Below are 22,676 nucleotides of genomic sequence, written 5' to 3' on the forward strand. Positions count from 1 at the left end.
CGCGGTTTCTGCGGGGTCAGGCCACCTGAACGCGCGCGTCGTCGGTGACGTACTCGAGGACGAGATTGCCACCCACGGCGTCGAGATATTTGCGGATGGTCGCCACGCGGGCATTGTCGATGTCGCCGTGCTCGATCTTGGAGACCTGCCGCTGTCCGACGCCGATGCGCGCGGCGAGCTGCGCCTGCGTCATCCCTGCGCGCTCTCGGAGCTCGCGAAGGCGGTACGCCCGAACTTCGGAGAGCATGCGTGTCTTCTCTGCCTCGACCTGCGCGCGATCGGCAGGGTGCTCGGCGAGAAAATCCTCGAGTGAGAGAGCCATGACGGTCACCTTCCCTTCTTCTTGTTCTTCGTGGAGGACGGTCGTCTGCCTCGCTGTGCGCCACGTCGCACCTCTTCTTCGCGCCGTCTTCTTTCCTCGATCTTCTTCAGATGTGTGTCATAAAGGTCGTCAGCGATCGGGATGTTCCGCGAGTACCAGGACTTCCACTCGCCAGCCTTATCTCCCGCGATGAGGAAGATCCCTTGTTGCAGCGGGTCGAACGCGAACAGAATTCGAAGCTCGGTCTTGCCAGAGGATCCTGGGCGGAGTTCCTTCATGTTCTTGTGGCGAGAGCTCTTCACCCCATCGACGATGGGGCGGCCGAGTTGTGGGCCGTGCTCTTGAAGAAGCTCGATTGCGGCAACGACCTGGGTTCTCGACTTCTCGTCCAGATCAATCAGCCAGGTCTTGATCTGTTCGAGATCGACTGTCCACACATCTCACCGTAGACCCTCTAGGGTCTACCCGCAATCAGCCGATGTTGCGTTCGTCGGATCTCGGTGACCTCGGTGACCGTGGGGAGCAACGCCGGCGAGGGGGGCGGACCCATCCGGTGCGTGTGGGTAAGAGCGGGAGGAAACGGCCGGCTCCCCGTCTTCAGCATCCCTCTCGTACGAAAGGTGCGGCCGTGCCGCCCTTCTAGCCCTTCAGCTGGTCGATTGCCTGGTCGATATCGAGCAGCTCGGCGCGCATCTGCGTGACGGCGTGCGGCGAGAAGCGCCGCACCTGCATCGTGAGGATCACGTCGGCCTGAAACATGCTGAGACCGCAGGCGTCAGCAAGAGTGCGCGTCAGCTCGTCGCCGCTCGTCTCGGCAGTTGAGCAGACCTCGATCACTCGCGCGGGATTCTCCGCCGCGTAGAGCAAGGCGAGAACCATTTGCCGCCGAGCCAGTTGGGTCGCAAGCTCATCCGTCATGAGGAGAAGTGTTGCATGGCGACGGGGCTGAGCCGTGGCGGTCATCGATTGTGTGAATCTGTAGGCATGACGGAGCGAAGCGGATCCACCTGGTCAGATCTGGTGCGCGAGATCGAGGGCGCGGCGACGGGCGTCAGAATGCTCCCGCTGCACGGGGTCAGCGCGCAGGAGGTCCTGGAGCGACTCGGTGTGAGCGAAGGATCGACGATGGGTGCGCTTGCGACGCACGTCGGCGCGCTGCTTGTCGACCACGGCTGGCTTCGCATTCTCGGCGGTGGATCCGAGGATGTACGGGGTATCGCCGAGACGAACCGACTGGACGGCACGGCACCGCCTTTCCTGATCGTCGCCGAGGATGTTCTCGGCGGATCATTCGCGTTGGACGGCGGCGGTCTCGGCTTCGCGCCGGGCGAAGTCTGCTACTTCGGCCCCGACACGCTCGAATGGACGGGCATCGGCGGCGGCTACTCGGCCTTCGTCAGCTGGGCGCTCTCCGATGGACTCGCGGAGTTCTACACCGAGCTTCGCTGGGACGGCTGGGAGCAGGAGTCACTCGATCTGGCCCTCGACGAGGGCATCGCCATCTATCCGCCGCCGTTCAGCGCCGAGGGGCAGGCGATCGCGAACTGCACGCGACGCCCTGTGCCTCTGACGGAACTTCACGCTTTTTACTCGAACGCTGGGCGATGACGAGCGCTGCTTCGTTCCGGGCCCGAACCTCGCACGAGCTGCTTACGTTGGCTGCGCCGGCTCGGGTGAGGTGGGGAAGAACGGTTCGCACACCTCGCTGACCTTTGCCTCTCGGCGCTCGAGCGCCTTGCGAGCCGCGGGGTCGCGTGGAAAGAGGAGTCGGTCGTCCTCGAATTGGATCTCCGTGTATCGCGTCAGCAGGTAGGCACGCAACTGCCAAAGGTGTTCCCGATCGGTGCCACGGACTTCGTACAGGCATTCATCGCTGGCAAGGATTTCAACGCAACGACCGCTATCGAGCTCAAGCAGACATCCGTCTTCGATTGCCCCGGTCGGGAAGTCGATCGCGACGGTATCGCCATGTACCAACGTCAACTCTCGCACCGGGCGGTGGCGTTCCTCGTGGGTCAGCAACCCCAGATCGATCGGGATCGCATGGTCCGGCGTTGCGTAGCCAATTGCGCGAAGCGTCGTCGGCAGCGCGCCTTCAGCCGCGCGGCGTTGTCGATTCCTCTTGGAGGGCATGGCGTCAACCTAACCCGGTCGGGGCTACATCTGCGACAGCAGGTCTGCGTGGAGTTGGGCGGCACCCGCGGCGTCGAGCGCGAAGATCTCCTCTTCGGCGACCCCCAGACGACTCAGCTCGCGCACGAGGTACAGGGGCACTGACTTTCGAGGCTTAGTGACTTCCGGGGCGCCGCGATCGGGCAGCACGTGGTCCCTCGCGCAGCTCCAGAACGCATCGGAACTGACCTCCAGCTGTTCGCGGAGGATGTGCGACCACATCCGCGGTGAGTAGTCCGTGCGATCCACGGGGCGCGAGATCCTTGTTCGGAGAATCCGGCCATCCCAAAGGAGAATCTCGTAGGTCTTGTGATGTGTGACCGGCTTACCAGTGGAGCCCCGCACGAGGATCCACATCTCGTTCACGCAGAAGTCATCGTGATCTTCGCGGGTCGGAGCCGGATGCTTCTCACTCACCGTCGCGCTCGAACCACTCCAGGAGCTCCTCGTCTGAGGAGAGCTTGATGAGCTGCACCAGCGCCCAATTGTCGCGATGGTTCGGAGCCTGCTGGAGGCGCGTCTCCCAGTCCTCCGCATACTCACGCAGGGACTCGATGAGATCCGCAAGAGCCGAGTCAACAGACGCGCCTTCGGAGACGAACGGTCGCCCTGACATGAGAGCGATGACACGGTCGTCCTCGCGCGCCAGTTCCACTCGAGGGGACACTGCGCGGGAGAAGAAGGATCGAAGCCGATCGGCCTGCAGCACCACGGAGACCTGACCATCGCGAGACACGGTCACCGACCCGCCGCGCTCTGTGGCGTCGAGGATGTCCTTGAAGTGGGTTCGGGCGCTTGAATACGTGGGGTAATCCACGACTGCTGACTGGTTCATAGCTGCTTTCTCAGTAATCTCGACGGCTACTGCGTACGACACGTACTTGACGTACGCGTCGTACTTACGACTATAGCAATGGCGAGAGCGTTTCGTCGCTCAAGATCAAGACCTCGATGTGTTGCTCAGTCGCATCGAGGCGGCGGCGAATGGCCCTGCACGGGTTGTCGATTTCATCGCCGTCGGGAACCGACGCGTGCGAGTGCTCGTGACCCCCAGCTCCCGAATCAGAATCACCACCGCCCGCGTCCAGCACGACTCCCGCGACACCGGTGACGTGACCGCTCCGTTCGGAGGTCTCGTCGACATGGATGTCGACAGGATCTGGACATATCTCGTCCGGATGGACGCGGGATCGCTCGTCGGTGCGCTACTGGCACGTCGTGAGCGCGAGGTCGATCGATTCGAGCGCATCGCGCGGCACGACCGTCGTGCACACGATGTGCTCGTCGACGCGGAACCCGATCGCGAACACGAACGGATCCGTGTCGATCTGAACGGCGGGCCGTTCGGCTCCGTCGACGGTGGCGGAAGCATCCGACACGGCCGTCACCGTCGTCTTCCATGCCTCGCCAACGCGCGGGCCGCTCGGAATGCCCAATTCCGTGCGGAAGCGGTTGATGAGCACGTGGTTCGCGTGGTCGACGAGCTCGCGTGCGAGCGACGCGCGTGAGTCGTCGGGTGACGCGTGCCAGGTGGTGCGGGTCGCCTCCCAGAGCATCGGGTAGCGCAGCAGCTGCGCCTGCTCGATGAGCCAGGTCGGGCGCCCCCACGCGGGCTCTTCCTCGATCGAGCGGCGGGTCCTCTCGTCGAGCTCGATCTCGTTGCGCGGGTCGGAATGGTCGTCGGGGAAGCGCCACCAGGCATAGCTGAAGGATGCCGAGAGCATGCGCTCTGCGCCGATCATCTCGCTGAACGAAGGCATCGGCAGCCGCGTGAGCGACGGCTGCGGCACGAGTTCGAAGACTCCGAAAGGCAGCGCGTGCAGCCGGGCTTCGTACTCGATGCGCGGGTCGGGGGCGTCCATCGGCACGGTTCCGCTGAATTCCATCGGGACAGTGTGCGGGCATCGACTGGGTGTGGCCTGAATGGCAGACCGTCCCGCGTGACGACGTGCCGAGAAGCGGCCAGCGGTCTCGGGGCGATCGGGCGGGGCGGGTGCGTGCAGGCGTCCGAGAGGGAGTTGTTGCACTAAAGGTAAAGATGCACTTAGTGTAACGAACATGCAGAAGCGGGTCGCACCCACGCGACCCGCGGAACCGCGCACTGATCGGAGACATTGATGTCAGATCGCACTGAAGCCGTAACCACCGCCGCACATTCCACTCCGAATGCGCTGGGGTTCCTCCCCTTCCTGCAGTTCGCCACCGGACTCCTCAGCGCCTGGTACATCGTGCTGCTCAGCGAACTGGGTCGCGAATTCGAGGCCAGTACGGCGGAGCTGAACTGGGTCAACGCGATCTACATGCTGGCCACCGTCGTCCTCGTGCCGATCCTGGCGAAGCTCGGCGATGTGTTCGGGCATCGTCGGCTGCTGCTCTACTCCGCGTTCGCGGTCACGGCGGGCACGACACTCATCGCTCTCGCGCCATCGTTCAGTGTTCTGCTCGCGGGGCGGGCTCTCCAGGCACCGCTCGCCGCCTTCCTGCCCCTGTCCTTCGCGATCGTTCGTGAGCGCGCAGGCGAGTCCTCGGGAAAGGCCGTGGGCAGTCTGGTCGGGTCGGCGACGATCGGCGGAGCGCTCGGCGGGGTCGGCGCAGGATTGGCCCTGCAGATGTTCGGAGACCTCCGGCCGACCCTCTGGATACCGGTTCTGGTGATCGCGGCGTGCATCCCGGGGCTGATCCTCTTCGTCGCGGAGACAACGGTGCGAGCGAAGGGCGGGGTGGACTGGGCTGGGGCCAGCATGCTCGGGATCGGACTCCTGCTGACACTGGGATCATTCGCCAATGCTCCGATGTGGGGATGGACCGACGTGCGGACGCTCGGTGGAATCGGAATCGGACTGGTCGTGCTCGTCGCGTGGGTACTCGTGGAGAGGCGTGTGACGAGTCCGCTGGTCGATCTGACAGTTCTGACGAAGGGCGGGGTCGGTCTGCCACTGCTGATCGCATTCCTCGGGGGCGCGCAGTTCTTCGGGAGCACGACGGCAACGACCGTCTTCGCGCTGTCCGATCCGGCAGTCGACGGGTTCGGTCTGGGATTCACGCCCGTTTCCGCCGGGCTGATCGTCATACTCACCACGGCCGGCACGATCGTGACGGCCTTCACGGGCGACCGGTTCGTTCGCCGCCTCGGGGTGCGTGCGACCATTCTGGTCTCCGGCATCCTCGTCGCGAGCGCCTACCTCCTGCTGCTCCTCTGGGCCAACGTGGTCGGAGTCTTCTTGGTGGCCGCTGTCGTGAGCGGACTCGGCAACGGGCTGTTGTTGAGCGTCGTCCCCGCGACGATCGTGCGGGTGGCTCCATCGGATGCCGTCGGCATCGCCTCGGGGCTGTACAACACAGCACGCGCCGCCGCCGGCGCGATCGCCGGCGCCTTCTTCGCGTTCGTGATGGCCTCGACGGCAGGAGGGGGCGCATCGGTCGCCCAATTCATCGCGGTGTGGGCCATCTGTGGAGTTCTGAGCTTGGTGTTCGCACTCATGGGGCTCTTCATTCCTGTGCGATCGGTCGACGCCGCCGGGGAACAGGGCAACGGCCCGGCCAGTCTGCGAATGCGTGCCGCCCAGGGTCTGATGTTGGCCATGGGCAGAAGAATGGCCAAGTCGTCGCCGACCCTCGAGAAGTCTCGGGAGATCACCCGGCGTATGGAGAACCGCCTGAAGATCGCCCCGGGCGTGCAGGAGGTGCGGGAGCTCGTCGACGGCGTGCCTGTTCATCGCTACACGGTCGGGCCGACATCGGCGTCGGTACTGCACGTGCACGGTGGAGCCTACGTGGGAGGCAGCGCCACCTTCGGCAGGGCCCATTCGAGTCTCGCTCGGCAGTATCGCGTCGACGTCGTCAGCGTCGACTACCGGCTCGCGCCGGAGCATCCGTACCCGGCTGCCGTCGAGGATGCCCTCGTGGTCTATCGTTCGATGGCCGGCAGGGGACCGATTGCCATCGTCGGGGAGTCTGCGGGCGGCGGGCTGGTTCTCGCGCTCGCGCAGCGCATCCGAGACGAGGGGCTGCCGATGCCCGTCGCAGTCGCCGCCGTCATGCCCTGGGCCGACCTCACCCAGACCAGCACCAGCTACGAGCTCAATCGCGGTCGCGACATGCTGACCCGTGAGGGACTGACGCGGAGTGCGCGCTTCTATGCAGGGGAGATCCCGCTCGAGGATCCGCGGGTCTCGCCCCTGTTCGGATCGTTTGCGGGATTCCCCTCGACTCTCGTTCTGGTGGGGACCCACGACTCATTGCTCGAGGACGCGCGCGCCGTGCATCAGCGACTCCTCGCGGACGGAGTGACGACGCAACTCGTCGAGATCGCGGGCGGCGCTCACGGCTTCGTGCAGTTGCCGGTTCCCGAAGGACGACGAGCCCTGGCCCGAATTCACCGCTTCCTCGTCGATTCCCTGAAACTGTGACGCGGATCGTCGATGGTCGCCGACGTCGCGCCGGCCGAAGTCGATACTCTTTTCCGATGGGTACCGGAGTGGATCGTCGCGCAGCGTTGAAAGCGCGCCACCGAGAGGCGATCCTCTCCGCGGCTCGGGCGTTGATCCGGGAGCAGGGTGGGCCCTCCTTCGGAGTCGATGAGCTGGCGGACCGCGCCGACATCGCGCGGCGCACGGTGTTCAACCATTTCGCTTCCCTCGATGACGTGCTCATCGCCGTGTGCGAATCGGACATCCTGGTCGTGGTGGAACAGTTCCGGTCTGCGATCAGATCGACGCCGGTGGGGCAACCGGGGTCACGTTCGGTCTACGAAGACATCGCCAGGGCGGTGCGCGCGACGGACATTCCACCGGTCATCGTCGAAGTGGTTCGCACTCTCGGCGAGCCCGGCAGCAAGGGGGCGCGGCGTGGAATGCTGTCCCAGGCCGCACTCGATCGTGCGTCGACAGATCTCATCGACGAAGTGCGGCGTCGCTATCCCGCCACCTCGGCCCTCAGCGCCGAGCTCCTCGTCCAATTCCTGACCGCAGGTCTCGTGGTCATCGGCCGCCACTGGTTCCGCCGAACCGGCGGAAGCGTCGATGCGGAAGGTCGCGCCGAATGGACCTCGCTGGTCGAGGAGTTGTTGGCCAATCTTCGAGCGGCCCCCGGTTCGCGGTCCGCCGAACCGAGGGCATGACCTAGATCGGTCGATTCTTCGTGCGCGGCCGAATGGGGGCGACGCGCCACCGCAGCCAGGCAACGGCGAGGGGGAGTGCGATCAGCGCGAGATTGAGTGGCAGCTCGGTCGTGTCTCCTTGAAGGAGGTGGAACAGGGCCGCCCCTGCCTGGAGGAGCGCGCATCCGAGAGCCGCCCAGACGGTGAGAGAGGGAGCGATCCGAGTGAGCGAGGGAAGGAGTACTCCGAGGCCGCCGATGACTTCGAGGGTGCTGGCGACGATGAGAAGGGGCTGCGGGATTGCGCCGAAGGTGTGAACGACCTCGGCGTACGGCATGGCGAGCTTGGCGCTACCGGCGCCGATGAAGATGGCAGCGACGAGAAGCTGGGGCACCCAGACCGTGGAGCGAAGAGCCTTCCGACCGAGGGAGTCGGGGCGGGAATCGGATCGGATGGTCATTCGATGTCGGCGATCGCAGTGCGGGGAAGCAGCGGAACGACGAGGAGGCATCCAGCAACGAGGACGAGGAGGACGATCAGGGTCACGGACACGGCGGGGATATCGCCGGTGGGCAGGAGAGTGAGGAAGATGCTGGTGACCAGCGCCGACCCGATACCGTTCGCCACCTGTTGTACGGCGCTGAGCGAGCCGCTTGCGGAGCCGGCTTCGTGGGCGTCGACGTCGCCGAGCGCGGTGTTGAAGATGGAGCTGAAGCAGATTCCCGCGCCCAGGCCCATGAGGAGGGTGGCGATACCGAGCTGCCACCATTCCACGCCGAGACCAGCGGTCTGAACGAAGACGAGCATGGTTCCGATGCCCCCGAGCATCGCGATGAGTCCCAGCACGACGAGGCGGCGGGCCAGTTTGACGATGAGCGCTGCGGCGATCCCCGATCCACCGATGATGCCGATGGTCAGTGGGACGAGGTTTAGCGAGGTCTGCGTCGGTGTGTAGCCGAGACCGAACTGGAGGAACAGCGAGATGACGTACATCAGGCCGCTGAACCCGGCGAACACCAGCAGTCCGACGATCAGGCCGGCGGTGAAGCCCCGGTTGGCGAGGAGTGTGCGCGGCAGCAGCGGGTCGGCGGTGCGTGCCTGGCGCCACACGAATCCGGCGAACACGATCGCACCGACGATGATCGCGCCCACGGAGAGAGCACTCCAGCCGTCGCTGGACCCTTCGATGAGCCCGAACAGGACGCCGAAGAGAGAGGCGATGAGCAGCACGCTGCCCAGGAGATCGATGCGGGTGTGAGGTCGGGCGGGAACCGTGGGAAGGAACTTGACCGCCATGATGAACGCGAACCCGCCCAGGATCAGGTTGATCAGGAAGATAGGACGCCATTCGAGCCCGAACAGGTTGGCGTCGATCAGCACCCCACCCAGAATGGGGCCACCGACCGCGAAGACGCCCAGCATCGGGGCGAAGACGCTGAACGCCCGCTGCAGCATGGGCTTCGGGAACGTCGCCGTCATGATGGCCATGCCCTGCGGGATGAGCAGCGCGCCGAACATGCCCTGGGCAACTCGCGAGCCGATCAGCATCTCCGGGTAGAGTGCCAGCCCCGCAGTGGCCGAAGCCGCGACGAAGCCCGCCATTCCGATGAGGAACGTTCGACGCTGCCCGATCTTGTCACCGAGCTTGCCGCCCAGTACCAGCAGTGACCCCAGTGCCAGAGCGTAGGACGCGCCGAGCCACTTGATCACGCCCTCATCGGCACCCAAGTCGGCCACGATCGAGGGCGCGGCGACGTTCGTGATGGTCGCGTCGATCAGATCCATCGCGTCGGCGAGGAGTACGACGATCAGAGTCAGCCACACACCCTTCGCGGAGAGAGTGGGAGTTTCGGTGGTGGTCATGAGCGCCCCTTTCAATGGCGAACTTGATCGTAACGAACATGTTCGTCACGATCAAGTCCTGGTAAGGTCGGGTATGGCCAAAACCGAACCCGTCAGTCGACGTGACCGGCCCGCGAAGCCGCCTTTGTCTCGCGCGGGCATTCTCGATGCGGCGGTGGCGATCGTCGAGGGCGAGGGTGCTGCGAAGCTCACGATGCGGCGTCTCGCGGCGGAGCTCGATACCGGACCGGCGTCGCTGTACGTCTACGTGAAGAACACGACGGAGTTGAGCGCTCTGCTCATCGACCGGTATCTCGCCGACCTCGATCTGCAGTGGGATCGCGACGGATCACCCCGTGAGCGCCTCCATCGAGTGCTCGACGACTACACGCACCTCTTGATGCGGCAGGCCGGTCTGGCCCAGGCGGCCCTCGTTACCTGGCCCGATGGGCCTCACTACCTCGATCTCCTCGAGTTGATGCTTCGGCTGCTCCACGAGCTCGGATTCGACACGGCAACGGCCGCACGAGCCATCGACCTGTTGCTGAAGCATGCAACGGCGTCGGCAGCCGAATGGGCGGCGCATTCCTCCGGCGCAGGTCAAGAACTCGCCGATCTCGAATCGACTCTCGACGCCGCCGACCGTCGCCGCCACCCGACATTGGTGGGTGCGGGATCGTCCGTGTTCGTCTCGGGTTCGCACGAAGATCGCAACGCCTGGACCATCGATGTGCTGATCGATGGTGCGCTCGGACGCGTGCCGAAGGATCAGGGCACCGGCGAAGGATCGACACGGCCGAAAGAGGTATCCGCACGATAGGTCTGAGCGCGTGGCCAACGGATCGCTCTCTTCGGGCGCCAGATTTCACGCGCTCACTCGTGTCCTCTGTATCGACGGCTCGCAGCGACGAAGTCGTGTGACCGACCGAGAACCCGTCGAGGAGGAGTGAGACCTGATGCCCGATCCGAACCCCAGCCGGCACGACCCGAACACGAACCGATTCGTCGGGGGAATCTTCGCTTTCATAGCCGGTGTCGCGATGCTGATCCCCGCGTTTCAACGAGGCGCGTGGGAGTGGGCACTCTCGTATATCGCCCTCACCCTCTTCGCGGTCTGGCTGATGGTGTCCTCTGCGATCGTGTACTTCCGTAGCCGTAAAGGTCTTTCCTCCCCGCGTCTCGGTGAGGGGCCCGCACTCTGGCTCGCCGTGGGTGTGTTCTGTCTCCTGCTCGGAGCGCTGGGGGTCGTGCCCTCGATTCAGAACGGTGATGGGTGGCAGATCGGCAGAGATCTGGCGATCGTCGTCTTGGGTGTCGGGCTGACGGCATGGTCCGTGACTGCGCTCCTTCGCAGCCGGCGAGAACGACGTCCGTCACCATCGGAGAACCCCGAGGCGTGACCGCCGGCGGCGAGGCGATCGCCGCGACACGAAGTTCACCCCCGGTTCACCCTTCGAACCGCGTAATCAAACTCTCCAACACAGCTCTCTCCAGTGAAAGGGATTTTCTCCCTGACCGCGCGGCCCCCATTCGCGCGGTCGAGCACCGGCACCCGGTGCTCACGCTGGGACGCGTATACCCGCGCGCCCCCTGATCTATCTCTGGAGTACTGATGTCGAAGTACACCGTGCGGCGATCCCGCACGCGCACTTTCACGAACTGGCTGGCGGGCATCCTCGTCGCGCTGATGGCCGTCACCGGTCTGAGCACCCCGGCGTTCGCCGCGGGCGGCTCGGTCACCGTGTTCCCCGTGAGTTCAGGGAACAACCACAACGGCACCCCCGTTCTGACCGAGGGCGGCACGTACGCCTTCCAGCTCGGCTACGGAAGCATGGATGACGGCGCCGTCGTCGCCATCGGGCTGCCCGCAGGAATCACGATCCCGGATGCGGCTCTCGTCGTGCCGACCGGCAACACCGCCGTCGAGTCGCTCAGCATCAACGGCGCAGGCCAGCTCGTGGTCACGTTCAAGGACCCGTTCCCCGGCGACGTGAACCAGGGCGTGCTCGACCTGTCGTTCACGGTCGACAAGGTGCAGCAGTCCGAGGTGCGCGACCTGGTCTGGAACGTCGACGGCACCCCCACCACGCAGACGGTCATCGTGACCGAGCCCGGTGAGTCGCCGCAGTCGACGGGCACCTCGTCGAACAAGAGCGTCGCCGGTGTGAACATCCCCCACTCGGTGGTCGACGGCAAGGTCGTTATCGCGCCGAGCGCTCTCGACGCCACCCTGCCCTACACGGTCACCGTGTCGAGCAAGGACGCTCGCGACATCACCCTCACCGACACCCTGGGTGCCAACCTCGCCTTCGTCGAGGGCTCGCTCACCGGCTCGAAGACCGTGCGCGACGCGAGCGACCTCAACCCGGTCACGACGGCTCTCACCGGCCTGCCCGCCATCTCGGGCACGAGCCTCACCCACACCTTCCGCGCCGAGGCGAACTCGGTCTACACGTTCACCTACCAGGCGAAGATCGCCGACGCGTCCGCGCTCGAGGCCATCCGCACCGAGCTGCAGAAGGCGTACGACGACGTCGACACGCTGAACGGCGGCTCGTACTCGGTCGCGCTGACGAACCAGGTCGACGTCAACGGGCAGAAGCACAGCACGACCACCCGGATCAGCGGCAACGTCAAGGGCCAGGACCGCCCCGGCACCGGCAATGCGTTCGGCAAGACCGTGGACCCGACCGCCGTCGAACTCGATGAGCGGCTCTCCGCCGGCGCCGCACTCGATGAGCCGATCGCCGCGACCTACACGCTGCGCGCCGACCTCACGGTCTTCGCCGCATTCGCGGACGGCCCCTTCGCCCTGACCCGCAACGTCGTCATCCGCGACACACTTCCGGCCGAGTCGGACTGGAACGCGGATGCCGCGGACTTCCTCACCGCCACCGACCAGACCGGGGCCGTCGTGCGTCTGGCTCCGGCCCGGGGCATCGACGCCGACTTCGAGAACGCCATCGCGGCGGACGACTATCGCAACACGTACGTCGTCGACGGCAAGAACCTCTTCGTCAACATCGGCAAGGACGTCACGAAGGCGTACACGCTGAAGGTGGGCGCGATCATCGACACCCTCCCGCAGCGCGCGAGCGGTGAGAACCAGTACGCGACGCAGTACCGCGTCGACAACAATGCGTACTTCATCTACGCCGCGGGCAAGTACGAGTCGAAGTCGGCATCGACGACGATCACCGTGCCGAAGGACACCTCGGGCGGCGTCGATGACCCGAACCGCTTCACGAAGACGACGCAGGGCGGCACCGTGACGGTGACCTCGGGCACGTCGACCACGATTCCGTACACCTTCACGGTGGGCGCGAACGTGGGTGACGCGGCGACCTCCCGCATCATCGACGAGGTGGACCACACGGTCTTCGACGTCACCGAGAAGACCCTCCCGGCCATCAAGGAATCCATCACCGGTTCCTACGACTACAACTTCCCGCTCGACGGCGACACGTTCGACGTGACGCTCGACGCGCAGGGCGACCTGGTGATCGCGCCGAACGACGCGTTCCCGAAGGATGCCTCGTGGGGAGCATCCGCCGCCGCCCCGTTCATGAAGAGCTGGAACATCACCGTCGACCTGCCCACGCAGGTGCTGCAGGGCAAGCAGACGATCGACGTCGACAACGCCGCTAGATACGAGGGTGACGGCCAGGAGATCGTCTACACCTCGATCTCACGCACCACGGCGACCAGCTTCGGCAACGAGATGGAGGTGCGCAAGCGTGTCTACGACGCCGTCAACGACGCGTTCACGGGCAGCCTGCGGGTCGAGATGGATGCCGAGGGGCAGCTCGCGCAGAGCGAGTTCATCTACCGCGTCGAGCTGATGCCGCACGGCACGTTCACCAACATGGTGGAGGACGTCGTCGACGTGCTTCCCGCGGGAGTCGAATTCGTCGGATTCGTCGCGGCGGATGACGTCACCACGGGCGAGACGACGGGTGGTAGCACCTACGACATCCCCGGCACCGAGATCACGGCCGACTACGACGCGGCGACGGATACCGTCACGCTGGAGCGCGGTCGACTGGTCAGCGGTCAGACGCTCGCCCTGTTCTTCAAGGTGCGCGTCGCCGACTTCCAGGCGAACGTCGGCATCACCAACGTCATCAACGCCACCAGTGCCACGATCACGCCGACGAACGACTTCCCGCTGAGTCTGCTCAAGCGCGACAGCACGGATGCCTCGAAGCTGATCACCGACGAGGGGGCCCGGTTCTCGGTGCTCGCCGAAGACCAGCAGACGGTCGTGCTGAGCGATCTGCGGGTCGTCGAGGGAAAGATCGTCACGGCCGCGGGTGCCACCCCGACCGTGAAGACGGCCGGTACGTTCTGGCTGCGTGAGGACGTGGCTCCTGACGGATACCAGAAGGCGACCGAGCCGGTGCGCATCACGGTCGGCGAAAATGGCGTCTCGGAGGACGTCGTGCTCTTCAACACGCCGGGAGTGACCGTCGAGCCGGAGAAGACGTACGCCATCGGCGACGTCACCTGGATCGATGCGAACAAGGACGGCCGACAGGACGACGACGAGCAGGTTCTGCCCGGCGTCACCGTCGATCTGGTCAAGGATGGCGAGGTCATCGCGACCACGACGACCGACGAGCGCGGTCGCTACCTGTTCGACGAGCTGCCCGCCGGCGAGTACCGCGTGACCTTCACGCTGACCGATGCGCAGAAGAAGACGTACGTCTTCACGCAGGCGGATGCCGGAGCCGATGACACCGTGGATTCGGATGCCGATCCCGAGACGGGCATGACGCAGACGATCGTGCTGGGGGCGGACAACATCCACCTCACCCGTGACTACGCGTGGAACGACGTGCTCGCGACCGAGGGCATCGATCCGACGTGGGATGCCGGAGTCATCGTGCGCGAGACGCCTGCTCCGCCGGTGACCGGAACTCCCGGTGACCCCGAGCAGCCGGTGGATCCCGCTCACCCGGGTACGCCCGGCGTGAACCAGCTCGCCACGACCGGTGGGTCGATGTCGTGGGGTATCGCGGGGCTGGCCCTGCTGCTGACGCTGGGCGGAGGTGCGGTCGCGCTGATCACGCGTCGACGTCGAGCCGCCTGACATCCGGCCGGCCGAACACGGCCCGGTGCGGGAAGCCCTGCTTCCCGCACCGGGCGGTTCGTCGTGCCGGGAGGGTGAAGTGAGGGTGAGCTTTCTCATATATCGGCATTTTGGGAAAGGCCGAACCCTAGGTTCAGGCGTGGAGGGGAATCCCACATGCCTAAGAACACCCGCCGTCTCGTGCGCCCCCGCGCCGGACGACTGCGTACCCTGATCTCCGCGCTCCTCGGCGCCGTGCTGGCGATCGGAGGTGTTCTCGTCGTCCCGGTCGCCGCATCCGCCGCCGGACCTGCCGTGCTCTCGATCGAGATCACACCGGTCAACCCGGCCACCGGAGAGACCGTCACGACGACCGGGTACAACCAGCAGAACAACCGACTCGGCTACCGCATCGCGTACTCGTGCTCGGTGGCGGAGTGCACCGGCGCCGTGGTGACGCTGCCGGCCGTGGCGCTCGACCCCACCTATGGCACGTTCCGCATGCACCGCTACGAGACGTGGACGCCGCCGGCGGGTGGCGGGGCGACCATCACCAACAGCGTGACCGCCGGCGTGACCGTGCAACTCGGCACCGTCGCCGCGGGCACGTCGTCGACCTTCCTCGTGCAGTACGTGCGCGACATCGACGCCAGCGCCCCGGGCATCGCCGCCCCGGCCTACTTCCCCAACGGGTACCAGATCCCCAACTCCGCGACGATCACGTCGCCCAACGCGGTGGCACCCGCCACGGCATCCGCACCGCCGGTCACCTGGCAGATCGCCCTTCCGGCGAACCCCACTATCGCCAAGACGGGGCCCACCACGGTGCGCCCCGATACCGACATGACCTATTCGGTCGCCATGTCGGACGGATGCTTCACCAACCGCGGATCCGGACGCTGGACCGCCGCCGGCAACCTGCTCTGCGGCGAGAGCTACACGGTTGTCGATCATCTTCCGGCACAGGCGCAGTTCGTCAGCGCCGGCGACGGCGGCGTCTACGACGCAGCCGCCCACACCGTGACCTGGACCAAGTCCGGGGCGACGGCCGCCGGTGGTTTCGGCGTCACCGCGTTCAGCGGGTGGAGCCAGGGCTACGGCTACAACCCGCGCACGGTGACCGTGCGCTACCCCGCCAGTGCGTTCCCTGAGGCCGCCGACGGTGCCGACTTCGTCGTGCCCGTCACCAACAACGTCGACGTCAGCGTCACGTACCTCGACGACGCGGCGACCGTGAAGACCGCAGCGAACAGTTTCACCCACAGCGTCGTGCGCGTGCAGCCGTTCGGTCGCGCCGACCTCGCAAAGGCTCCGACGGCCGATCAGGTCGCCGGCGGACAGCGCTTCGTCAACGTTCCCCCGAACACCACGGGACTCGTGTGCCCGGCATCCGGTCGCGACGACTGGAACCGCGTGTGCACGCCGGGCCAGGCGGTCGCCCCGTTCACCACCCGTACGGATCCATACTGGAGCGTCGACACCAACAACCGTGGCAACGTTCCGGCGGTCGCCACCATCGTCGACGACGACCTGGGCGACTCGACGCTGCGCGTCTACCGCATCGAGACGAACTCCGCCGCGACGATCGCGTACACCCTGAGCAACGGCACCACCGGCACCGCGACCGGCACGAGCTACGCGGCCCCGGCGGGCCAGCGCATCGTTGCCGCGACCGTCACCTCCGGCCAGCTCGCAGGGCCCAACCTACTTCCCTCGGGCACCGCGGGCACCCTGTTCCGTGTGCTCTACCGCTACGAAGTGCCCGTGGGAGCGCCCCTGGGTACATGGTCGAACACCGCGACCTCGACGATGACGTACACCGCCAACCCGGAGATCGCTCCGATCGTCAACCAGGCGACGGGCACCGCGACATTCCGCGACTGGCCGAAGGTGGCGGCCGCGGCCCCCGCGTTCAACGCCGGATTCATCGGCGCCCCCGTCGTCGAAGGCGGCGGGCTCGTCGTGCCCGGTGGCAAGGTCACGTTCGGCGTGGCCGGGTCGACGACCAACATCCCGGCAGACCGCGCCGTCTCTCCGCAGTACGTGTTCATCGCGCCCCTCGGGTGGAACGTCGTTCCCAACTCCGCGAGCTTCGCCGCGGGCGCCGTGCCGCCCGGAGTGAGCTTCACCTACAAGAACGTGACGATCGGCGGAGCCACGCGTCAGGCCGTCATCGCCTCGTGGCCGACCGGTGCGACGTTCGGCGCGAACGCGACCTGGCCGACGATGAGCGTGAGCGCGAGCCCGACCTCTGCGGTCGCCGCCGGCACCAACAGCCTGGCCACCGTCTGGGCGGGTGACTCGCGCAACGCGTTCGACCCCGACACCACGACCTGGGCCGGAAAGGTCGTCGACACCTCAGACCTCGACGGCGACGGCAACGTCACCGAGGCCTTCGCCTCGAGCTCCACGACCGTCTCGGTCAGCGGAGTGTCGCGTCTCGACGTCGTCAAGGAGATCTGCGTCGTCACCGATGACGGCTGCACCTGGGTGTCGAACCCCGACGTGGTCGTGGGCGTGAACCCCGACGCGAGCGACATCACTTACCGCGTCTCGCTCGTGAACTCCGGCAACACCGTGCTCTCGGGCATCGTCGGCTACGACATCCTGCCGCACGTCGGCGACGGCCGCGGCAGCACGTTCGCCGAGACCCTCAACACCATCACCTCGCAGTCGCCGAACATGACGCTGAGCTATTCGGCCGCACAGAACCCCTGCCGTGCCGAGGTGCTGCCGACCAACCCGGGCTGTGCCACGGGCTGGACGGGCGCAGCATCCGAAGCGAAGGCCATCCGCGCGCAGGTGAGCGGCAACCTCGCTCCCGGTGCATCGTCGAGCTTCGTCTTCACGGCGAACGTCGTGCCCGGTGCGCAGGCCGACGCCGTCGCCTGCAACTCCGTCGCCATCGACAGCGCCAGCACGCTCCCGGCCGAACCGCGCCCCGTCTGCGCGACGACGCAGGAGGCCGACCTCGAGGTCACCGTGCCCGACCGACTGCCCCTGCAGGCGGGCCGACCCGGAGTCGTTCCGTTCGTCGTCACCAACCTCGGTGGCTCGGAGGCGGCGCCCGCCAGCGTCGAGATCTCGGTGCCCGCCGGCATCCGTATCACCAGCCTGACTCCTGAGGGCTGGGTCTGCGAGGCAGACGACGTGGCAGCCGACGGCTCGGTGCTCGGCCCGGTCACCCTCACCTGCGACCCGGTCACCGCAGACGGCGCATCGCGCATGCTGGTGCTCGACGAACCCAACGCGCTCGACCTGCCCGCCGTCATTCCCGACGACGAACTGGTCGGCGAAGAGACGTGCTTCGGTGCCGAGGTCTCGGGCCTGATGTCCGACCCGGTCGAGAGCAACAACGCCGATGACGCCTGCTTCGTCGTCGCTCAGGGCGAGTCGCTGATCGGTCTGGCCAAGAGCGACGGCCGCGACAGCGTTGCCATGGGCGAGGAGTTCACCTACACGATCGCCGTGTCGAACCTGTTGACCGGTGAGGCACTGACCGACGTCGCGGTGACCGACACGCTTCCCGACACGCTCGCATTCGTCTCCGCCAGCGATGGGGGAACGGTGGCCGACCAGGGCGATGCCGACGCCGACGGACTGCGCGCCGGTGGCACCGTGACCTGGAACATCGATGCGCTCGAGCGCTCCGGCCAGGTCGGAACCGGTGAAGAGGCCACGGGGGGCGCAGGCTCGACCCGCGCCGTCACCGTCACGGTCCGTGTCGTGCAGGCCGCCGAGACGGCCGACGAGATCGTCAACGGCGCACGTGCCGAGGCCGTCGATCCGGCGCTGCCCGGTGTGACCCTCAGCGACGACGACTCCGACACCGACGTGCTGATCCGCACGGCCGACCTCGGCCTCGTCAAGTCGGCCTCGACGGCGACCGTGAGCGCGGTCGGCGACGCGGTCGTGTACTCCTTCGCCGTGGTGAACAGCGGCGACGTCGCGATCACCGACGTGCAGATCGACGAGACCGACTTCACGGGCAGCGGCGACGCGCTCGCCGTGGTCTGCCCCGCCGAGGCGGCATCGCTCGCACCGGGAGACGAGGTGACCTGCACCGCGTCGTACGAGGTGACGCAGGCCGATCTCGACGCCGGCACGATCGCGAACACCGCGGTCGCCACAGGTACGGCACCGGCCGGGCTCGATGCCCCAGAATCCGACGAGTCCACGGCGACGGTCGGGGTGGATGCTTCGCCCGCACTCGTGCTCGAGAAGACGGTCACGTCCGAGGCCATCGAGGCCGCGGGCAATGAGGTGACCTACAACTTCGCCGTCACCAACACCGGAAACGTCACGCTCGACACGGTCACGATCACCGAGACCGCGTTCAGCGGAACCGGCGACGACGTCGTTCCCGTCTGCGCCGAGGGCGACCTCGCCCCCGGAGACACGGTCGACTGCACCGCGACCTACGAGGTCACGCAGGCCGACGTGAATGCCGGTGTCATCGACAACACCGCGATCGCGAACGCGGAGACGCCGGGTGGAGACGATGTCACCAGCGACCCGTCGTCGGTCGAGGTCACCATCGCCGCCGCTCCCGACCTCACCGTGGTGAAGTCGGCGTCGCCGAACGACCTCGCCGTCGATGAGGACGTCACGTACTCCTTCGTCGTGACGAACACCGGCAACGTCACCCTGACCGACATCGAGATCGAGGAGACGGCCTTCTCCGGCTCCGGCGATCTGTCGGACATCGTCTGCGACGACGGCGCGAGCGCTGTCGACCCGGGCGAGCAGGTCGTATGCCGCGCGGAGTACACGATCACCCAGGACGACGTCGACGCGGGAACGGTCGACAACACGGCCACCGCGAGCGGTGTCGCCCCGGGCGGACGCATCACCTCCGACCCGTCGAGCGTGCAGCTGCCGTTCGTGGCGGCGCCGGCCATCTCGGTCGTGAAATCGGCCGACGTTGACCAGTTCACAGCTGCCGACGAGGCGATCGAGTACCGGTTCCTGGTGACGAACACCGGCAACGTGACGATGCGCGACATCGAGGTCGAAGAGGGCGAGTTCTCGGGAAGCGGCGAGCTCGGTGAGATCACCTGCGAGACGGGTGCTCTGCTCCCGGGCGAGCAGGTGCTCTGCACCGCTGCGTACGAGACGACGCTCGCGGATGTCGACTCCGGGCAGCTGGCCAACGAGGCGACGGCCAGCGCCGTCGCCCCGGCGGCCGAGGAGCGCACCACGTCGGAGTCGTCGGAGGTGACGGTTCCGTTCGCCGGAAGCGTCGCGCTCGCGCTCACCAAGGCGGGTACGCCGATCGATGTCGACTCCGATGGTCGTGTGACGGTCGCCGACCGCATCCAGTGGACGTTCGTCGTGACCAACACGGGCGCTGCCACCCTGCGCGACGTCGCCGTCTCCGACCCGATGGCCGGTGAGGTGGTGTGCGAGGCGACCGAGCTCGCCCCGGGGGCATCGACCGACTGCGCGGCGACCGACGAATACCAGATCGTCGCGGCTCAGGCCACGGCCGGCGAGGTGGTCAACGTCGCGAAGGCATCCGCCACGGGCGTCGGTGAGGTCGCGGTGTCGTCCGACCAGGCGCAGGCGACCGTCGAGGTCGGTGTCGTGATTCCTCCCGCTGCAGACGGCGGGCTGGCGACCACGGGAAGCGACCCGCGCATCGCCGTGCTGCTCGGTCTGTTCGCGCTGCTGATCGGTGCGGGCGTCTTCGCAGGCGGTCGCGGCCGTAGAGAGCGTACGGGGCGCGTCTGACGGGTACGTCACGCAGGCCAGAGGTCGTCCACCGGGCGGTCGTCTCCCTTTCGGGGAGCGGCCGCTCGGTGGCACGTTCGGCGGAAAGAATGTGGCCCCGCTACCGCGCCACCGGTCGAACATCCCGGTATATTTTTCAGGGGAGAAACCCGACCTCTCCCACCCCTACCCGATGAACCACGCTGCGCACAGATCAGGACCGCATCTCGACGACGAAGCAACGCCGCCGCTGACGTCTGACGCGCCGGTCGAGCTCTCGATCGATGACATCGCGCCCGTTCTCGATGAGGCGCTCGCCGACAACGCCTGGGGCCGAGCCGTGGGCATCATCGGGCTGCACTGGTCGCAGCTGCTCGACGAATCCGGAGCGTTGCTCGATCGCGCTCTGCGCATCATCCCCCTCAACGCCTTCGAGCAGGATGCCCGCGCCGCGGCAGTGCGCGACATCCGCCTGCATTCCGCCTCGGATGCGGTGGACCGGATGCTCGGACGCACCACGCTCCCCGACCCGGGTGATCTCAGCGAGCTCGAGACCCTCGCCCGCTCGGATCGCGCCCTGAGCCTGCTCAGCGTCGCCTCGTCGCGCATGATCGCCTTCCGGGTGCGGGGGCGGATGCCGCGAGCCATCCAGTTGGCCTCTCTGGTCGAGCGCCTCGGACGCATCGCCGTCGTGCACCAACCGGGACTGATCACCGCGCGACTGCCGGCCGCCCTGCTGCAGGCGGGCATCACCCGGGGCCTCGCCGATGACCTTCCGGGGGCCGTGCTCACGCTGAGCGACGCGTATGAACGCGCGCCGGAGGCTCGGGCGCTGTACGTCGAGCGCGACGCGGCCGGCAAGATCGCCCTGTTCGCCGCTCTGGGCGGCGACATCGACCAGGCCGAGATCTGGCTCGACCGCAGCGACAGGGCACCCGAGGCCGTCGGCTGGTACCGCCCCCGCATCGCCCTGACCGCAGATGTGGCCCGCAGCCTCCTCGCGACCGAGCGCCTGCGACGCACCGATGCCGTCACCGCGCTCCGTGCTCTCGATCAGCCGGTCAACACCGAGCAGGGGTGGGGAGCGGCGGTGTCGTTCGCGCGGGCGCGGTATGCGCTCGCCTGGGGAGACCGTCTCGGAGCCATCGACGCGGTGCACCGCGACCGAGAGCGCTATGCGGACTGGCTCGGCGACGGGTCGACCCTGGGGCCGATGCTGCGGCAGGCCGAGGTCGATCTGCTGCTCTCCGCCGGGCAGATCCGGCAGGCGCAGCTCGCCGCCGAGACGCAGGCCGACGACGCGCCCGCCCGGCTCGCGAAGGCGCGCGTCGCGCTCAGCGCCGACGACCCGGTGATCGCCACGCGCTTCGCCGCCGCAGCACTGAACGCCACCGCCTCGACCCGGCTGCGCGTGGAGGCTCTCGCGGTGCAGGCCGTCGCGATGCAGCGGCGTTCGGGGGTGGCGGCCGCCGAGGGTCCTTTCGCGCGTCTCGGAGAGGCGATCCGCGAGAAGGGGATGCTGCTCTCAGCGCTCACCGTGCCCGCCGACGAGCGCGCGCGCCTGGGAGCGGTTCTGCCCGACGACCACGGCGCGCGCGATGTGTTCCCGCAGACCGCCGACCGCATCCGCATCACGCCGCAGCAGCACCTCGTGCTGACCGGTCTCGAGCGCGGGCTCACCGTTCGTCAGATCGCCGCCGAGTCGCACCTGTCGACCAACACGGTGAAGTCGCACGCCCGAGCGCTGTACCGACGGCTCGAGGTGACCACGCGCGACGAGGTGCTGGCGCGTGCTTACGAGATCGGCTTGCTCTGATCGGAGCGGATGCCCCGGCCGACGCCGGCGCGTGTCAGCGCCGAGGCGAGCAACCCTGAGAGCAGTGCGGCGATGACCTCGCCGAGCACGCGGGCGGTGAGCGTCGCGAACAGCACGACCGGGGTCAGATGCTCGGGTGAGAAGACGGCGAGCGATACCGCGAACAGCGCGGCGCCTGCGGCGACGGCGGCGAGCAGGTAACGGATCTGGGACCGCCGACCGGAGCCGGTCGATCGCCAGACGACGAGATCGATGACGGCCCCGGCAAGCACCACCGGTACCGCGGCGATCAGCCCTGCGCCGTTCGTGATGACGACGAACAGCGCGGCGATGGCGCTCGTGAGCACGGCGGAGCCAGGCACACCGGTGAGGCGTCGGGCGAGGAACGGCATGAGGCTGTGCACCCCGGCGATCAGCCCGTAGATGGGGGGAGAGACCGGGGCCAGTGCGGTGAGCGCGGGCAGCGTTGCAAAGTGCAGCAGCAGGTGCACGGCCGCCAATGCTCCGCAGATGAGGAGCACACGGGTCGACAGCCGCCGCCGGGGGAGGGGGGAGGACATCGGCTTCACGCTACCGTGGACGCGGAGCACCGGACGGATGCCCAGGGGTGAGGCGAGGGTGAATTTCGTCGATCGGAGGCGAG

At 67.1% G+C, this 22,676-nt stretch carries 17 protein-coding genes; 8 read left to right on the forward strand and 9 right to left on the reverse strand.

Annotated features, from left to right (window positions below):
* Positions 1–16 precede the first annotated feature (16 nt).
* The 3 genes from ACIOSY_RS02495 to ACIOSY_RS02505 all read right to left on the reverse strand — a co-directional run bounded on the left by ACIOSY_RS02495 (position 17) and on the right by ACIOSY_RS02505 (position 1,240).
* Positions 17–322, reverse strand: a complete 306-nt coding sequence (locus ACIOSY_RS02495) for a helix-turn-helix domain-containing protein (protein ID WP_400848468.1) — start codon at positions 320–322, stop codon at positions 17–19.
* Positions 323–327: 5 nt separating this feature from the next.
* Entirely contained in the window at positions 328–759 is a 432-nt protein-coding gene (locus ACIOSY_RS02500) for a type II toxin-antitoxin system RelE/ParE family toxin (protein WP_400848471.1), read from the reverse strand.
* A gap of 202 nt (positions 760–961) precedes the next feature.
* Positions 962–1,240 (reverse strand): hypothetical protein, encoded by a 279-nt coding sequence (locus ACIOSY_RS02505; RefSeq protein WP_400848474.1) that lies wholly within the window; start codon positions 1,238–1,240, stop codon positions 962–964.
* Between the two features lie 66 nt (positions 1,241–1,306).
* Here ACIOSY_RS02505 and ACIOSY_RS02510 point away from each other — a divergent pair, with 66 nt between their 5' ends.
* Positions 1,307–1,930, forward strand: coding sequence for a DUF2625 family protein (locus ACIOSY_RS02510; protein WP_400848477.1), 624 nt, complete (start codon positions 1,307–1,309; stop codon positions 1,928–1,930).
* Between the two features lie 42 nt (positions 1,931–1,972).
* Here ACIOSY_RS02510 and ACIOSY_RS02515 read toward each other — a convergent pair whose 3' ends face one another.
* The 3 genes from ACIOSY_RS02515 to ACIOSY_RS02525 all read right to left on the reverse strand — a co-directional run bounded on the left by ACIOSY_RS02515 (position 1,973) and on the right by ACIOSY_RS02525 (position 4,380).
* Positions 1,973–2,455, reverse strand: coding sequence for an urease accessory protein UreE (locus ACIOSY_RS02515; protein ID WP_400848480.1), 483 nt, complete (start codon positions 2,453–2,455; stop codon positions 1,973–1,975).
* Between the two features lie 448 nt (positions 2,456–2,903).
* Entirely contained in the window at positions 2,904–3,371 is a 468-nt protein-coding gene (locus tag ACIOSY_RS02520; RefSeq protein WP_400848483.1) for a hypothetical protein, read from the reverse strand.
* A 328-nt stretch (positions 3,372–3,699) separates the two neighbouring features.
* Positions 3,700–4,380: a hypothetical protein gene (locus ACIOSY_RS02525; RefSeq protein WP_400848485.1), complete on the reverse strand. Its 681-nt coding sequence runs from the start codon at positions 4,378–4,380 to the stop codon at positions 3,700–3,702.
* A gap of 231 nt (positions 4,381–4,611) precedes the next feature.
* Between ACIOSY_RS02525 and ACIOSY_RS02530 the strand changes: the two genes are divergently transcribed.
* Positions 4,612–6,903: an MFS transporter gene (locus ACIOSY_RS02530; RefSeq protein WP_400848488.1), complete on the forward strand. Its 2,292-nt coding sequence runs from the start codon at positions 4,612–4,614 to the stop codon at positions 6,901–6,903.
* 56 nt (positions 6,904–6,959) lie between these two features.
* Complete coding sequence (locus tag ACIOSY_RS02535) at positions 6,960–7,613, forward strand: TetR/AcrR family transcriptional regulator (protein ID WP_400848491.1); 654 nt, start codon at positions 6,960–6,962, stop codon at positions 7,611–7,613.
* A 1-nt stretch (position 7,614) separates the two neighbouring features.
* Here the strand turns inward: ACIOSY_RS02535 and ACIOSY_RS02540 are convergent, their stop codons facing one another.
* The gene (locus ACIOSY_RS02540) at positions 7,615–8,052 is read right to left on the reverse strand and encodes a DoxX family protein (RefSeq protein ID WP_400848494.1); all 438 of its coding nucleotides are present in this window, start codon (positions 8,050–8,052) and stop codon (positions 7,615–7,617) included.
* Positions 8,049–9,455, reverse strand: a complete 1,407-nt coding sequence (locus tag ACIOSY_RS02545) for an MFS transporter (RefSeq protein WP_400848497.1) — start codon at positions 9,453–9,455, stop codon at positions 8,049–8,051. Before ACIOSY_RS02545 ends, ACIOSY_RS02540 begins: the two co-directional genes overlap by 4 nt.
* 73 nt (positions 9,456–9,528) lie before the next feature.
* Between ACIOSY_RS02545 and ACIOSY_RS02550 the strand changes: the two genes are divergently transcribed.
* The 5 genes from ACIOSY_RS02550 to ACIOSY_RS02570 all read left to right on the forward strand — a co-directional run bounded on the left by ACIOSY_RS02550 (position 9,529) and on the right by ACIOSY_RS02570 (position 22,033).
* Positions 9,529–10,254 carry a TetR/AcrR family transcriptional regulator gene (locus ACIOSY_RS02550; RefSeq protein ID WP_400848500.1) on the forward strand — a complete coding sequence of 242 codons (726 nt, stop codon included), beginning with the start codon at positions 9,529–9,531 and terminating at the stop codon, positions 10,252–10,254.
* Between the two features lie 136 nt (positions 10,255–10,390).
* Positions 10,391–10,834 (forward strand): hypothetical protein, encoded by a 444-nt coding sequence (locus ACIOSY_RS02555; RefSeq protein WP_400848503.1) that lies wholly within the window; start codon positions 10,391–10,393, stop codon positions 10,832–10,834.
* Positions 10,835–11,046: 212 nt separating this feature from the next.
* Entirely contained in the window at positions 11,047–14,526 is a 3,480-nt protein-coding gene (locus ACIOSY_RS02560) for an SdrD B-like domain-containing protein (protein WP_400848506.1), read from the forward strand.
* Positions 14,527–14,682: 156 nt separating this feature from the next.
* Positions 14,683–20,238, forward strand: coding sequence for an isopeptide-forming domain-containing fimbrial protein (locus tag ACIOSY_RS02565; RefSeq protein ID WP_400848509.1), 5,556 nt, complete (start codon positions 14,683–14,685; stop codon positions 20,236–20,238).
* A gap of 172 nt (positions 20,239–20,410) precedes the next feature.
* Complete coding sequence (locus ACIOSY_RS02570; RefSeq protein WP_400848512.1) at positions 20,411–22,033, forward strand: LuxR C-terminal-related transcriptional regulator; 1,623 nt, start codon at positions 20,411–20,413, stop codon at positions 22,031–22,033.
* Here the strand turns inward: ACIOSY_RS02570 and ACIOSY_RS02575 are convergent.
* Entirely contained in the window at positions 22,012–22,593 is a 582-nt protein-coding gene (locus tag ACIOSY_RS02575) for a hypothetical protein (protein WP_400848514.1), read from the reverse strand. The genes ACIOSY_RS02570 and ACIOSY_RS02575 overlap by 22 nt on opposite strands.
* Between the last annotated feature and the right edge of the window lie 83 nt (positions 22,594–22,676).

The sequence above is a fragment of the Microbacterium sp. NPDC087665 genome, assembly GCF_044743285.1.
In the GTDB taxonomy this organism is placed as follows: Bacteria; Actinomycetota; Actinomycetes; order Actinomycetales; family Microbacteriaceae; genus Microbacterium.